General features: G+C 69.9%; 12 protein-coding genes. 5 read left to right on the plus strand and 7 right to left on the minus strand.

Annotated features, from left to right (window positions below; translation table 11 throughout):
- Positions 1-25: 25 nt before the first annotated feature.
- Genes BWI15_RS12410 through BWI15_RS12420 form a run of 3 tightly spaced genes read left to right on the plus strand, consistent with a single transcriptional unit; the run spans position 26 to position 1,646 of the window.
- A complete protein-coding gene (locus BWI15_RS12410) occupies positions 26-475 on the plus strand; it encodes a hypothetical protein (RefSeq protein ID WP_077014468.1) in 450 nt (149 codons plus the stop codon).
- Positions 476-486: 11 nt separating this feature from the next.
- Positions 487-696 carry a helix-turn-helix transcriptional regulator gene (locus tag BWI15_RS12415; protein ID WP_269087164.1) on the plus strand — a complete coding sequence of 70 codons (210 nt, stop codon included), beginning with the start codon at positions 487-489 and terminating at the stop codon, positions 694-696.
- Positions 693-1,646, plus strand: a complete 954-nt coding sequence (locus tag BWI15_RS12420; RefSeq protein ID WP_077014470.1) for an NAD(P)-dependent alcohol dehydrogenase — start codon at positions 693-695, stop codon at positions 1,644-1,646. Before BWI15_RS12415 ends, BWI15_RS12420 begins: the two co-directional genes overlap by 4 nt.
- Here BWI15_RS12420 and BWI15_RS12425 read toward each other — a convergent pair.
- Positions 1,636-2,505, minus strand: a complete 870-nt coding sequence (locus BWI15_RS12425; protein WP_077014471.1) for a phosphotransferase enzyme family protein — start codon at positions 2,503-2,505, stop codon at positions 1,636-1,638. The genes BWI15_RS12420 and BWI15_RS12425 overlap by 11 nt on opposite strands.
- A 230-nt stretch (positions 2,506-2,735) precedes the next feature.
- Here BWI15_RS12425 and BWI15_RS12430 point away from each other — a divergent pair, with 230 nt between their 5' ends.
- Together BWI15_RS12430 and BWI15_RS12435 are read left to right on the plus strand one after the other, a co-directional pair.
- On the plus strand, positions 2,736-3,494 hold the full coding sequence (locus BWI15_RS12430) for an ABC transporter ATP-binding protein (RefSeq protein ID WP_077014472.1): 759 nt from the start codon (positions 2,736-2,738) through the stop codon (positions 3,492-3,494).
- The gene (locus tag BWI15_RS12435) at positions 3,491-6,148 is read left to right on the plus strand and encodes an ABC transporter permease (RefSeq protein WP_077014473.1); all 2,658 of its coding nucleotides are present in this window, start codon (positions 3,491-3,493) and stop codon (positions 6,146-6,148) included. Before BWI15_RS12430 ends, BWI15_RS12435 begins: the two co-directional genes overlap by 4 nt.
- A 47-nt stretch (positions 6,149-6,195) precedes the next feature.
- On the opposite strand, the gene BWI15_RS12440 is transcribed toward BWI15_RS12435, so the two are convergent.
- From BWI15_RS12440 to BWI15_RS39705, 6 genes are all read right to left on the minus strand, one after another.
- Entirely contained in the window at positions 6,196-9,069 is a 2,874-nt protein-coding gene (locus BWI15_RS12440) for an ATP-binding protein (RefSeq protein WP_083750712.1), read from the minus strand.
- Between the two features lie 210 nt (positions 9,070-9,279).
- Entirely contained in the window at positions 9,280-10,542 is a 1,263-nt protein-coding gene (locus tag BWI15_RS12445; protein WP_077014475.1) for a DUF6923 family protein, read from the minus strand.
- Positions 10,543-10,548: 6 nt separating this feature from the next.
- Positions 10,549-11,316 carry a bestrophin-like domain gene (locus tag BWI15_RS12450; RefSeq protein WP_077014476.1) on the minus strand — a complete coding sequence of 256 codons (768 nt, stop codon included), beginning with the start codon at positions 11,314-11,316 and terminating at the stop codon, positions 10,549-10,551.
- Positions 11,313-12,419, minus strand: coding sequence for a flavodoxin-dependent (E)-4-hydroxy-3-methylbut-2-enyl-diphosphate synthase (gene ispG, locus BWI15_RS12455; protein WP_077014477.1), 1,107 nt, complete (start codon positions 12,417-12,419; stop codon positions 11,313-11,315). Before ispG ends, BWI15_RS12450 begins: the two co-directional genes overlap by 4 nt.
- 40 nt (positions 12,420-12,459) lie before the next feature.
- Positions 12,460-13,530 (minus strand): 4-hydroxy-3-methylbut-2-enyl diphosphate reductase, encoded by a 1,071-nt coding sequence (gene ispH, locus BWI15_RS12460; protein ID WP_193432154.1) that lies wholly within the window; start codon positions 13,528-13,530, stop codon positions 12,460-12,462.
- Positions 13,531-13,544: 14 nt separating this feature from the next.
- Entirely contained in the window at positions 13,545-14,618 is a 1,074-nt protein-coding gene (locus BWI15_RS39705; RefSeq protein ID WP_083750714.1) for a family 2 encapsulin nanocompartment cargo protein polyprenyl transferase, read from the minus strand.
- Between the last annotated feature and the right edge of the window lie 7 nt (positions 14,619-14,625).

Raw genomic sequence — 14,625 nt, forward strand, 5'->3', positions numbered from 1 at the left:
TGCTTTACCTTCGAGAGTGTCAAAGATGTTTTACACAGGGGGTGGGATCGTGGCGTTCCAGGAGAAGCGGGCTTGGGTGTTCCTGAGCGTGTCCGTGGTGGGCTATCTGGTGTACCTGGTGGTCGTGCTGCGCCGGGTGGACGGCGATTGGGGTGACACGCCGTACGTCGCGGTGATGCTGTGGTCGATCGGCGCCGCGATCGTGGCGGCGATCGTGGTCGAGATGGTGGTCGCCGGGGCCGGCGCCAAGGAGGACGGCCTGCAGAAGGATCAGCGGGATCTGGAGATCGCGCGGTTCGGGGAGCAGGTGGGGCAGTCGTTCGTGGTGATCGGTGGGGTCACCGCGATGGGGCTGGCGATGCTGGAGGTGGACCACTTCTGGATCGCGAACGCGGTGTACCTGGCGTTTTTCCTGTCCGCGGTGCTCGGGTCCGTGGCGCGGATCGTCGCGTACCGGCGGGGGCTGCCGTGGTGAAGCCGACGCGGGTGACGAACGCCATCCGGGCGTTGCGGTTCGCCCACGACGAGATGACTCAGGCCGAGCTGGCGCGGCGGATCGGGGTGACGCGGCAGACGGTGATCGCGATCGAGCAGGGGCGGTACTCGCCGTCGCTGGAGCTCGCGTTCCAGATCGCGCACGTTTTCGGCGTACCGCTCGAGGACGTTTTTCAGTATCCAGGGGAGGAATCATCATGAGAGCAGTTGTGCAGGATCGGTACGGACCGCCGGAGGTGCTGCGGGTGGCCGAGCTCGAGCCGCCCGTTGCTGGGGGCAACCAAGTGTTGGTCCGCGTGCGGGCGGCGGGCGTCGATCAGGGGACGTGGCATCTGATGGCGGGGCAACCGCGCATCGTCCGGCTGGGATTCGGACTGCGCCGGCCGAAGGTGCCGGTCAGCGGGCGGGACGTCGCCGGCGTGGTCGAGGCGGTCGGCGCCGGGGTCACGTCGTTGCGTGTCGGTGACGAAGTGTTCGGAACGTGCGAGACAGGTTCCTTCGCCGAGTACGCCGTGGGCCGCGTCAGCCGGTTGACGCGCAAACCGGCCAACCTCACCTTCGAGCAGGCGGCCGCGGTCCCGATCTCGGCCGGTACGGCGCTGCAGGGCCTTCGCGGGATCCAGCCGGGAGAGCGCGTTCTCGTGCTCGGCGCGGCCGGCGGCGTCGGCTCGTACGCCGTCCAGCTGGCCAAAGCGTTCGGCGCTCACGTCACCGGCGTCTGCAGTACGCCGAAGCTCGACCTGGTCCGGGAACTGGGCGCCGACGAGGCGCTCGACTACACCCGCGACGAGCTGCCGACGGCGGCGTACGACTTCATCCTGGACACCGGCGGGAACCGCTCTCTGCGTTCTCTGCGGCGTGCCCTGAAACCCAAGGGCCGCGTGGTGATCATCGGCAGCGAAACCAGCGGACCGCTCGGCGGAATGAGCCGGATCCTGCGCGCGGCGTTGATCTCACCGTTCATCGGCCAGCAACTCCGCGGCCTGATCAGCTCGGAACGCGCCGAGGACTACGCCGAACTCCGCGACCTGATCGAGGCCGGCCAGGTCACGCCCGCGATCGACCGGACCTACCCGCTCGAAGAGGCCGCCGCCGCGATCCACCACCTCCGCGACGGGCATCCGCGGGGAAAGCTCGTCATCACCATCTGATGACGTCGGCGACCTGCAGCAACCGCTCCCCGCGGCCACGCAGGTCGTCGTACGACGTGAGCCCGGCTCGATGCCTCCCGGCCCAGTGCACGAAACTCGTTGCCTCGCGCACGACCTGCAGCCACGGCAGCGCCGCGATCTCGCCGTCGCTCAGCGGCAACCACTCGAAGTACCCCCGCCGGAACGCGTCGCTGACCGGCCAGGGCTTGGGTGTCGACCACTCGTCGGAGTCGAAGCTCCACAGTCCGGTCTCGAGATCCATCGCCCGGTACCCCGGGCCGGCGAACTCGAAGTCCAGGATCGCGGTGACGCGATCTCCCACGACCAGTACGTTGCCCGCAGCGAAGTCGCCGTGGATCAGCTGCACCGGCAGATCATCTCGCGGCCGGATCCGGGCCAGCACCTCGCCGACTGCCGGTACCTCCTCCATCAGTTCCATCGGACTGGGCACCAAGGGATGCACCTGCGTCAGGTCGCCGTTCCACACCTTCCGCACCGGCAATCCCTCCAAGCCCGCCAGCGCGACATCCAACTCCCCCAGCGCTCGCCCGCAAGCTTCCGCCTGCCGCGCATCCGACCGCGACGGATGCTCCCCCACGATCCGCCGGCACAGACTCGCCACGCCGTCGCCGTACGGCACCCAGGTCCGGCCGTCCCGCGTCACCACCGGCTCCGGTACGGCGAACGACAAGTCCCCCAGCGCCCGCAGGACGGCGTGCTCGTAGTCCGGCAGCCCCGAGTTCAAGTGCACCCGGAGCACGAACTCGTCGTTCACGAAGTAACTCGTGTTGTTCGTCCCCACCCCCACCGGCCGCACGACGGCATCCGCCAGCCCCCACGCCTTCAGCACGTCGTCCATCCGGCCATCCTCCTGCCCTGTGACCTCGTCGGGCGAACCGTTTTCCCGCGACAGGCTCCTGGAAGGTCGCGTTCGAGTAGGGATCCCGACCACGCCGTGTCCCCCGGATGCTCCCTGATCGATCCCCCACTTCGCCGGAAAGCCGTTGTGCCGGCCGGGCACCAGGAGCAGACTCGGCGCAGGGACGGGGACAAGCTCGGCTGGGGGCCGCTGATCAGCCGGGAGGGGCAATGATCGGCACGGAAGAACCGACGAACCGATCCACCGACGTCGTGCAGGCCGACGAGCTGGTCCGTGTGTACGGCGAAGGCGACACCGCGGTCCGCGCGCTGCACGGGGTGAGCGTGCGGATCGAGCCCGGACAGCTGACGGCGGTGATGGGACCGTCCGGCTCGGGCAAGTCGACGCTGATGCACATCCTGGCGGGGCTGGACAAGCCGACGTCCGGCTCGGTCCGGATCGCCGGTACCGAGATCACCACCCTCGGTGACGACAACCTGACCAAGTTGCGCCGGCAGCACATCGGCTTCATCTTCCAGTTCTTCAACCTGCTGCCGATGCTGACGGCCCGGGAGAACATCCTGCTGCCGTTGACGATCGCCGGCCTGGGTGCCGATCCGGAGTACTTCGACGCGCTCGTCGCACGGGTCGGTCTCGCCGATCGGCTCACCCATCGACCGGCTGAGCTCTCCGGTGGCCAGCAGCAACGAGTCGCGATCGCCCGGGCGCTGGCGTCCCAGCCGACCGTGGTCTTCGCCGACGAACCCACCGGCAACCTCGACTCCCGCACCAGCAAGGAGATCCTCCATCTGCTGCGGCAGTCTGTCGAGGAGTACGGGCAGACCACCGTGATGGTGACCCACGACGCCCGCGCGGCCGCGATGGCCGACCGGATCCTGTTCCTGGCCGACGGCAGGATCGTGAAGGAGACCGGGCGGATCAGTCAGCACGACATCCTGCAGCTGATCGACACGCTGGACCTGCAGTGATCCGCTTCGCGCTGGCCGGGATGCTCAGTCGCAAGCTCCGGACCGCGCTCACCGCGATCGGCGTCGTACTGGGCGTCTCACTGATCTCCGGCACCTACGTGCTGACCGACTCGATCACCAGCGCCTTCGACTCGATCTTCTCCGAGAGCTACAAGAACACCGACGCCACGGTGAGCGGAAAGACCGCGTTCGACACGACCTCGGACTCCGCCGGCGGGGTCGCGCCGCCGTTCACCGCGACCGTGCTGCCCGCGATCCAGAAGCTGCCCGAGGTCGACGCCGCCGACGGCAGCGTGTTCGGCGAGGTCCAGATGATCGGCCGCGACGGCAAGGCGATCGTCTTCGGCGGCTCGCCCAACCTCGGCTACAGCGTCAACCCGGACCTGCCGCAGTTCAACACGCTCAGCCTGGTCGGTGGCAGCTGGCCCGGGCCGAACGAGATCGTGATCGACACCCAGACGGCCGAGAAGAAGGGCTTCGCGGCCGGCGACGAGATCGCCGTTCAGGCGCGCGGCCCGGCCGAGCGGATGCGGATCTCCGGCCTGGTCGAGTTCGGTGAGGTCTCGTCGATCGGTGGCGCCACGCTGGCCGGCTTCGACCTCGCCACAGCGCAGAAGTTGCTCGGCAAAACCGGCCGGCTCGACCAGATCCTGATCTCCGCCAAGGACGGGGTGTCGCCGCAACAGCTTGTCGATGCCGTCGGCAAGGTCCTGCCCGCCGGGACACAAGTCCGTACGGCGCAGGAGCAGGCCGCCGCGGACGCCGAGGAGACCAGTGGATTCCTGGACTTCTTCCGCACCTTCCTGCTGGTGTTCGGCGGGATCGCGCTGTTCGTCGGCTCGTTCGTGATCGCGAACTCGCTGTCGATCACGATCGCCCAGCGCACCCGTGAGTTCGCCACGCTGCGTACGCTCGGCGCCTCGCGACGGCAGATCCTCGGCTCGGTCGTGCTCGAAGCGCTGATCACCGGCGTCCTCGCGTCGGTGGCCGGGCTGATCTTCGGGCTCGCGATCGCGACCGGGCTGTTCAACCTGTTCGACGCGGTCGGGTTCTCGCTGCCGAACAACGGGCTCGTGTTCCGGACCCGCACGATCGTCGTCGGTCTGCTGGTCGGGATTCTCGTCACCGTCGTCGCCAGCCTGCGGCCCGCCTGGCGCGCGACCCGGGTGCCGCCGATCGCCGCCGTACGGGAAGGGGCCAAGCCGATTCCGGGACGCTTCAACCGGTACCGGCCGCTGGGAGCGGCATTGCTCGCGATCGCGGGGATCGCCCTGGTGGTGGTCGGGCTGTTCGTCGACGGGTTGCCGACGTCGACGCTGCTGGTGATGCTCGGCGGGGGTGTCCTGCTGCTGTTCGTCGGAGTCGCGCTGTTCTCGTCCCGGCTGGTCAAGCCGCTGGCCGCGGCGTCCGATCCGGTCGCGCGGTGGTCCGTGGTGACCTTGACGGCGATCGCCTGGCCGGTGCTGGTCCTGTCCTGGCTGATCAAGCGGGCGTTTCGGCGGACCGCGGAGTTCCCGCGCGTACTGCCTGACGGACCGGCGACCACGATCGGCGGGCAGAACAGCCGCCGCGATCCGGCCCGGACCGCCTCGACCGCGGCGGCGCTGATGATCGGGCTCGCCCTCGTCACGCTGGTCGCGACGCTCGGGGCTGGGATCATCAAGCCGTTCGAGGACGCCGTGGACGGCATCTTCAGCGCGGACTACGCGATCACGGCACAGAACAACTTCAGCCCGCTACCGCCCGACGTGGCCGCGGCGGTCGCCGCGACTCCTGGCGTCTCGGCGGTGACCAGCGTGCGCGGCGGACAGGCTTCGGCGTACGGCGAGAGGATCCAGATCACCGGTGTCGACGCCGCCGCGCCGGCGCTGCTCACCTTCGACTGGCGATCGGGCTCGCAACGGTCGCTGGCCGATCTCGGCGCCGACGGCGCGATCGTCGACGCGGAGTACGCCGACAAGCACGCGCTCTCCGTGGGATCGCAGCTCACGTTGACCACGGTGACCGGCAAGGCGCTGCCGCTGAAAGTGGTCGGGGTGTTCCGGCCGCCGGCCGGTGGGTCGCCGTTCGGCAACGTCACCATCTCGACGCCGACCTTCGACGCGAACAACCCGCAGCCGTTGAACGTGTACACGTTCGTCAACCTGACCGGTGGCGTCACGGCCGCGAACACAGCTGCTCTCGAAGGGGCACTGAGCACCTTCCCGAACGCCAAGGCGCTCGATCGTGACGCGTTCAAGAAGTCGCAGACCGACGGCATCAAGAGCATCCTCAATGTGCTCTACGTGCTGCTGGCGCTGTCGGTGCTGGTCAGCCTCTTCGGCATCGTGAACACGCTGGTGCTGACCGTCTTCGAGCGCACCCGCGAGCTGGGCATGCTGCGCGCGGTCGGGCTGACCCGCGGGCAGGTGCGGAAGATGATCCGGCACGAGAGCGTGATCACCGCCCTGATCGGCGCCGCGATCGGCATCGTGCTCGGTCTGGGCCTGGCGCTGCTGCTCGCGGCGCGCCTGGAGGAAGTCGCGTTCGCCGTACCGGTCGCTCAGCTGATCGTCTTCGGCGTCCTGCCCATCGTCGTCGGCATCCTCGCCGCCATCTGGCCGGCCCGCCGAGCCGCCCGGCTGAACCCCCTGGAGGCGTTGCAGTACGAGTAGGGATCAGTCACCGATCACACTCGCCGACCGAGCGGACCCTCGGGGATCTACGGGTTCACCAGCGGGCCGAGGTCGTGGCGGGAGCGGATCTTCAGCTTGCGCATCGCGTTGGTCAGGTGATCCTCGACGGTGCTCACCGACAACGACAGCTCGGCAGCGATCCGGCTGTTGCTGAGCCCGCGCGCCGCCAGCCGGGCGACCTCCAGCTCCCGCGGAGAGAGCGCGTTCCCGTAGCCCCGCCGTCCCCGCCGCGACGTCACTGCGACGCCGGCCTCGCGCAACGCGTCCCGGCACCGCCGCGCGTCCCACCGCGCACCGAGCTTCTCGTACGTCGCGGTCAGCGTGACCAGTTCCGCCGGCTCCTCCGCGTCGAGCGCTCGCCGGGCCTTCTGCTCCAGCACCAGACATTCGTCGTACGGGCGACCGATCGCCCGGTACGCCGACGCCGCGTCCTCGAAGGTGAGATCCCCGACCACTGCCGCCCGCACCAATTTGCCGGCAGCAACAGAAGCAGGAGCGTCGCGGCCGGTCAGACCGGCCTCGAACTCGGTCAACAGTCCCACGGCGTCGTCCCGCCGCCCGACAGCGTCCAACGCAAGACACGCGGTCGCGACCAACTCGCCCGCCCAGGCCCATCCGTCCTTACGCCGTACGACCTGCACGAGCTCCTCGACTGCAGCCAGCGACGCGCGACCCTCGCCGATCGTGAGATAGATCCGCCCGAGTGTCGCCAATGCTGCCGCCCGTACTGGGAGTTCGCCGCCGACCGACATCAGCAACTCCTGAGCCCCGGCGACATCACCCTCAGCCAACCGCATCCTCCCGGCCACGAGGTCGAGCTCAGCTTGCACCAGCGGCGCCGACTCAGCCGCAGCCCTTGCCCTCAGCAACTGCTCGGGCAACAGCTCCCAGTCGCCCGCGAGCCACGCCTGCCACAACCGGGTCCCCACGCCCGCCGGCAGCGCCGCACTCCGCCGGTCATGCCCCAGCCACAACAGGCCCCGCGCCGAGTATGCCGACTCGTCCACGCCCGACAAGTCCCCCAGCGCAACCGCCAACCGCCCGCGATTCCGCCGCACCATCGCACGTGCGACGCGCTCGGGGCCGTCGCTCACCCGGCCGACGTCGCCCGACGCCGGCCGTTCTCGCGAGCCGGGAACACCGGAGACGTCAGTCCGCCCGTTGCCTTCGCCGCGGACACCCAGGCCGCGCGTCGGCCCGTCCTCCCCATCACCGCCCGCCCCGCGCGTCTCCCCCAGCAACCTCAGCGCCCGATGCATCCACGCCCGGTGCTCCGCGATCTCCTCCGGCCCCGTCGTCGGCACCGCCAGCACCGACATCGCCCACGCCGCACTCGCCGGATCCTCCGCCAACTCCTCGACCGCCGCCGCCAACTCGCGCCGCGCGGTACCGAACTCCCCCGCCCGGTCGTGCAGCAGAACCCCGAGCGCCAGCCTCAACCGCCCGCGATCGGCACTCGGCTGCAACGCCTCGTCCAAGACCACCCGCACCGCGACCACTGCTTCGGCCCACAGCGACGATTCGACAGCCGCATGCGCGAGCCGGGTCGCCAGCCGCGCCCGGTCCGGCCACGGCAGGACCTCGATCCGCAGCATCTCCAGCAACTGCGAGATCGCGCTCTCCGCCTCTCCCGCCGCGACCAGCTGGGCCGCGGCGAGCTCGGCCTGCGCCAGCCACACGTCGATCAGCCCGCCCCGCCGCGAGTGGTCCGCGATCCGCGGATGCGCCGCGGGGTCCCGCGCCGCCAGCGCCTCGGCCGCCCGTCGGTGCAAACGCCGCAACTCGTCCGGTGGGATCGTGTCGTACACCGCCCGCTGCGCCAACGCATGCCGCAGGTCGTACAACCCCGGCCGCACCTGCCCCAGCAACCCACGCGCCAGCCCGACGTCAACCGCCTCGGTCAGCTCGGGCCCGTGCACCTCGGCGACCGCACCGATCAACCCGTCCGACGCCGGCGAATCCAGTACGGCGGCCGCCCAGACAACGCGTCGGCACGCCTCCGTCAACTGCTCCAGCTTGATCGTGACCGACGCCCGCAACGCGACCGGCGCTCGCGTCTCCACCAGCGCGCGCTGCACTGCCGGCACCGGTCCGTCCGGCCCGACCGCCAGGTCCCGGAGGAACTCCTCCACGACGAACGGCAACCCACCAGTCCGCTCGACCAGTTCCTGCGCCAACGAATCGGGCAACGTCTCCATGCCGAGCAGTTCCGCCGCCAGCTCCCGTACGGCGGTCGCCGGCAACGGAGGCAACCGCACCTCGGCCGTACGCGTCCCGGCCCGCACGCATCCCGCCAGGGCGGTGATCTCGCCCGCAAGCCGCGTGTCCTCCGGCCGGTACGTCCCCACCAGCCGCACCTCCCGCGGCAACCGGCTCGCCACAAACCGCAGCAGCTGCAGCGTCCCGCGATCGGCCCAGTGCAGATCCTCCAGGAAGAGCACCGCCGGACCGAGCGACCCGAGCACCTCGGTCACCCGCGCGAACACCGAATGCCGCATCCCCGGAACGAGCTCACCCCGCCACGGCGTCCCCGTCCCTGGCTGCTGATTCAGCACCGGAGCCAACGCCTCGAGCGCCGGAGTGAGCGGAACCTGATCCTGCACCGGATGACACTGACCGGTCAGCCACCGCGCGGGATGGTCCCGCGCGATCTCGGCGACAAGACGGCTCTTACCGGACCCGGCCTCCCCCACCACCAGCACCAGACTCGGCGCCGCCGCGAGCGCGGTTCGGAGCACCCGCGTCTCCCGTTCCCGCCCCACCAGCCGCGCCTGGAACGGCCGGTCCGCCCGGTCGTCCCCCTCCAGCCGATCCCGTCTCTCCGACCGATCCCGTCCCTCCACACGACCCCGCCCGTCCGACCGCTCCGGCCGGCCCCCGCTCTCCCCGTGCACCGCCATTCGCCTAGTGCTCAGGGGCAGAACAGAGCGTCATCTCGGCCAAGCAGCCAATAGCCACCCTCTGTGGCAACACCGCCGAACAGTAGCCGTTTGTTTCGTTCAAACTACTCTCAGTCAACAACTTCATGTACATAGTGTGACCGCTCCCCTGTCTTCCCGCACCGCCGACCCGCGTCGAAGTGAGCCGGTCTCACCTCCGATCCGTCCGGATCACCGCCGCATCCGTCGCTGGGCCGCCATCGCCGCGCCGCCGCTGAGGATCACCAGCAACGTCGCCATCGACCACCGCCGCAGCACCTGCACGGTCCGGTCCGGCTCCTCCGGAACCGACGCCATCCGCGGCGCCACGCTGATCACCGGCGGCGTCACCTCGACCGGCGGCCTTGGGGTCGGCCGCGGCCTAGGAATGGGAGTCGACGTCGGAGGCCGCGGAGGTGGCGGCAACTCCACCGCGTCCGTCGGCGTAGCGCTCGGCCGAGGCGTCGGACGCGCCGAGGGTCGCGGTGAAGGTCGCGAGCTGGGCGGCGGAGGAACCGACGGCCGCACCGTTCGCGGCGGCACCGGCGGCGTCGGTGTCTCTTCCGGCGGACGCGGAGTCAGCGTGGGCGGTGGAGGTGGTGGCGGCGGGGGCGGCGGCGGTGCAGATTGTTGCTTCAAGCAACCAGCCGAGTCCCCACTCCACGCCGACGGCAACGAGTTCAGCTCCCGGGCCTCCCCAGAGAGCGCGATCCGAACGGTCCGACTCGGCAACCCCGGACGCGTACGTACGGCATAGAGCGCTCTCCCCGACATCACCACCGAGCTGTACGCCGCCACCGACGGCGCACCCCGAACCTCCGCCACCACACGGACAACCCCACTGCCCGGATCGATGCTCACCACCTTCGCGTGCCCGAACCCCAGCGTGGAAACGCCGTACAGCAGCCCATTCGACGGATCCACGGCGAAGTCGTCCAGCGTCAACGTCCCGACGATCGGCTTCAACCGGACCACCCGCAGCACACTCCGGTACGTCGGGCTGCCGGGATCGATGTCCATCGTGTAGAGCCGCATCGCGTCGCGCAGGTAGAGCCGGTTGCCTGAGACCGCGCCGGCGACCGGATCCGCGACGCCACCGACACCGCGCCGTATCTCACCCAAATCCTTTACCGTCCCACGGCGATCGATCGACACCAGATGCGGCTTCCGCTTCAACCAGCCCTGCCGATCGCGCAGAGCGATCCCGTAGACCAGGTCCTGTCCGCGGGCGTACCCCATCGCATCGATCTGGTAATCGAGCTTGCCCAGCTCAGTGATCCGCCCGGACGGAAACTCGACGCGTCGCAACCGGGACAGGGAGATCGGTCCACTCGAGTCCACGTGCAGCACCACACACGTGGACTCGGCCGACGACTCTTCCACCACCAGCACGGCCGGCAGTACCGCCAGTCCTGCCGCCCCCGCCAATGCCCCACCCCGCCGTACCCCTCCCATCACTGGTCAGCCTCCGCGACTGAGGCGGGACAGCGCCGCGACGAACGCGTCCGGACCGACGTTCGCGCCGCCGGTGAACGGGTTCTGCAACTGGTAGATCGCGAACAGCAGCAGGGCGATCGCCCCGGACAGCATCGACACGATCACGGCGTACGAGTACACGCCCGGTCCGCCGAACAGGAACATCAACCCGATCGACATCACACTGCCGACCAGGATCGCGAACCAGACCACCGCGTTCACCCCGCTCCCGGCGGAGTTCAGCCGCTCCTGCCGGGCCTCGTACACGTTCCACAGCTGCGCCGACGCCTCGACGCGGCTGTCCTCCTCCCGGTCGCTCTTGGTCGGAACGCGCTCTATCTCGTTCTGCAGCTGCGTCAGCAGGGTCCAGCCGCGCTCGTTGACCGGCTTCCCCGCCCGCAGATCGGGCCACTCGTTCTCGGACACCTGACTGGCGTAGTCCTGCGTCAGCTTCTCGATCCGGGCCCGGGCCGGCTGGGCGAGCGAGTCGCTCGCCCAGCGCACGGCGATCAGCGCGTTGGCCTCCTGGTAGGTGTTCTCCTCGGCCTGGGCGGCCGCGTCGAACAGCGAGATCAGCACGAACGCCGCGACCACGACGTTCACCCCGCCGACGATCGTGAACACCTGCCCGGCGACCTCGTTGTTCGCCTCCCGCCCGAAGTGCTGGCGGGCCTTGCGCAGGATCACCGCCATCACCGCGGTGACCAGCATCAACCCGACCACCCAGAACAAGCCACTCAAGGTCAAACTCATGACCGCTCTCCCCACTCGCGTTGTAGCGCCTCCTCGAGCAGTGCCTCGACGATGCGGTTCTCCGGCACCGTCCGGACCACCTCACCGCGGACGAAGATCTGCCCCTTGCCATTGCCCGACGAGACCCCGAGATCGGCCTCCCGCGCCTCACCGGGACCGTTCACGACGCACCCCATCACCGCGACGCGCAACGGAACCGGGAATCCCTCGAACGCCGCCGCGACCTGCTCGGTCAGCGTGTAGACGTCGACCTGCGCCCGGCCGCACGACGGGCAGGACACGATCTCCAACTGGCGAGGCCGAAGCCCGAGCGACGCCAGGATCCCGGCGCCGACCTTGACTTCCTCGACCACCGGCGCGGACAGCGAGACGCGGATCGTGTCCCCGATGCCTTCGGCCAGCAGTACGCCGAACGCGACCGCCGACTTGATCGTGCCGTGCAGCAACGGCCCGGCCTCGGTCACACCGAGATGCAGCGGGTAGTCGCACCGCCGGGCGAGTTCGCGGTAGGCGGCGATCATCACCAGCGGGTCGTGGTGCTTCACCGAGATCTTGAGATCGCGGTATCCGTGCTCTTCGAACAGCGAACACTCCCACAGCGCCGACTCGACCAGCGCGGCCGGAGTCGCCTTGCCGTGCTTGGCCAGCAACCGCTGATCCAGCGAGCCCGCGTTCACCCCGATCCGGATCGGTACGCCGGCCGCCGACGCGGCTCGCGCGATCCCCGCGACCTGGTCGTCGAACGCGCGGATGTTGCCCGGGTTCACCCGCACCCCGGCACAGCCCGCGTCGATCGCGGCGAACACGTACCTGGGCTGGAAGTGGATGTCCGCGATCACTGGCAACGGCGACCGTGCCGCGATCGCGGGCAGCGCGTCGGCGTCGTCCTGCGACGGTACGGCGACTCGCACGATCTGGCAGCCCGCCGCGGTCAGCTCGGCGATCTGCTGCAGCGTCGCGTTCACGTCGGCGGTCGGAGTTGTCGTCATCGACTGCACCGACACCGGTGCGCCCCCGCCGACCGGCACCGACCCGACCATTATCTGCCGCGACTTCCGCCGGACCACCGGAACGCTCGGCACACCCAACGACACCGCCGTCATCGCCGCCTCCTGGCGGATTGCGCCGGGCACGCGACACCCGTCATGGCTGCCTCACCGCGACCGGCAACGTGAAGTGAACGGTCTCCCGGGTGATCTCCCGCTCAACCACCTCGACCTCGCCGCGTTCGCGGATCGCCGCGATCACTCCGTCCACCAGCCGCGGCGGCGCCGACGCGCCCGCGGTCAACCCGATCACCCGGACGCCGTCCAGCCACTCCTCCCGGACCCCGGTCGCATCGTCGATCAAGTACGCCGGGGTGCCGCGGCGAACGGCGAGCTCGACCAGGCGGCGCGAGTTCGACGAGTTCTCCGAGCCGACCACGAGAACCAGGTCGGCTTCCTCGGAGAGCGCTCCCAGTGCCTCTTGCCGGTTGGTGGTCGCGTAGCAGATGTCGGCCGAGTCCGGTCCGCGCAGGTTCCGGAACTTGTTGCGCAGGGCATCGAGGATCGCCGTGGTCTCGTCGACCGCCAGGGTGGTCTGGGTCAGGTACGACACCCGGTCGGGATCGTCGACCTCCAACGCGGCGACGTCTTCGACGCTCTCCACCAGCACGGTCCGGTCCAGGGCCTCTCCCATCGTGCCCTCGACCTCCTCGTGCCCGGCGTGCCCGATCAGTACGACGGTGTCGCCGCGCGCGGCGTACCGGCGGGCCTCGGCGTGCACCTTCGTCACCAGCGGGCAGGTCGCGTCGACCACGTCCAGCCCGCGCCGCTCTCCTTCCGCGCGGACCGAAGGCGCCACCCCGTGCGCCGAGAACACCACGGTTGCGCCGTCGGGCACCTCGTCCAGCTCTTCGACGAAAACCGCCCCGCGGCTCTCCAAATCAGCCACCACGTGCGTGTTGTGCACGATCTGTTTGCGCACGTAGACCGGCGGCCGGCGGTGCTCGAGCAGCAGCTCGACGATCTCGATCGCTCGTTCGACCCCCGCGCAGAACGACCGCGGTGAGGCCAGCAGGATCGTCCGCCGGTCCGCGGCCCCCGTCCCCGCGACGGCCGGTCCGACCGCGCTTGCCGCGCTTGCCGCGCTTGCCGGCGCGACCGGCGCGACCGGCGCGACCGGCGCGACCGGCGCGACCGGCGAATGGGCCAACTCCGTGTATTTCGGCATAGCTCCCCCCATGCTCATCGGTCCCGACGGGTCGCCAATCGCGCCAGCCGCTCCAGGTCGTCCGCGGGCCGCCCTGTCGTCGCCGACCGCAACTCCCCCAGAGCCGCGGTCAGCAGAGCGTCGGCCTGGGCCTGGCTCTGAGAGCGCGATCCCGCCTGGTCGATCAGGTCTGCCGCCCGGACCAACTCCTCGTCGGACAGGTCGTGCGTCCCGCCGTACAGCTCGGCGAGTCCTCGCCCCGCACGGGTCCCGGAGCCAAGCGCGGCGACCACCGGCAACGACTTCTTCCGGCGCCGCAGGTCGGAGTGGACAGGCTTACCTGTGACCCGTGGATCGCCCCAGATGCCCAGGAGGTCGTCGACGTACTGGTAGGCCAAGCCCAGGTCCTCACCGAACAGCCGCAGATGATCGACCTGATCGGTCCGGCCGCCGCCCAGCAACGCCCCCAGGGCGGTCGAGCAGCCGAGCAAGGCGCCGGTTTTCAGCTGGGCCATCCGGATGCACTCGGAGAGCGCTACTTCGTTTCTGGTCTCGAAGTGCGCGTCGGCCAGCTGTCCCTCGACCAGTTCCTGCACGGCCTGGCCGAGCATTCTCGCGGCCTGGTCGGCCGCCGGATGCCCGCTGGCCACCAGAACGTCGAACGCCAGGCCGAGCAAGGCGTCACCCGCAAGGATCGCCGGACCGAGACCGAAGACCGTCCACGCCGTCGGCCGGTGCCGGCGCGTGGTGTCGCAGTCCATCACGTCGTCGTGCAGCAGTGAGAAGTTGTGCACCAGCTCGACCGCCACCGCGGCCGGGATGCCATCGGCCGCCGTACCACCGACGGCCTGGGCCGCGAGCAGCGCGAGGGCCGGGCGCAGCGCCTTTCCACCGTCCGCGCGGGTCGGCGTACCGTCCTCGTCCTCCCAGCCGAAGTGGTAGTTGGTGATCCGTTGCGTTGCCAGCGGCATCTTTCCCACCGCCGCCCGCAACGCCGGCTCGACCTGGTCCCGGGACCACGCCAGCAACTGCTGGGCCGGAAGTTGCGGACTCGGGAGTCGTTTCACCGGTTGGTCCGCGGGCGGGCCGGTCCGTTCTACTGTCGTCATCGTGGAC

Source organism: Kribbella sp. ALI-6-A, from assembly GCF_001984195.1.
Lineage (GTDB): Bacteria > Actinomycetota > Actinomycetes > Propionibacteriales > Kribbellaceae > Kribbella.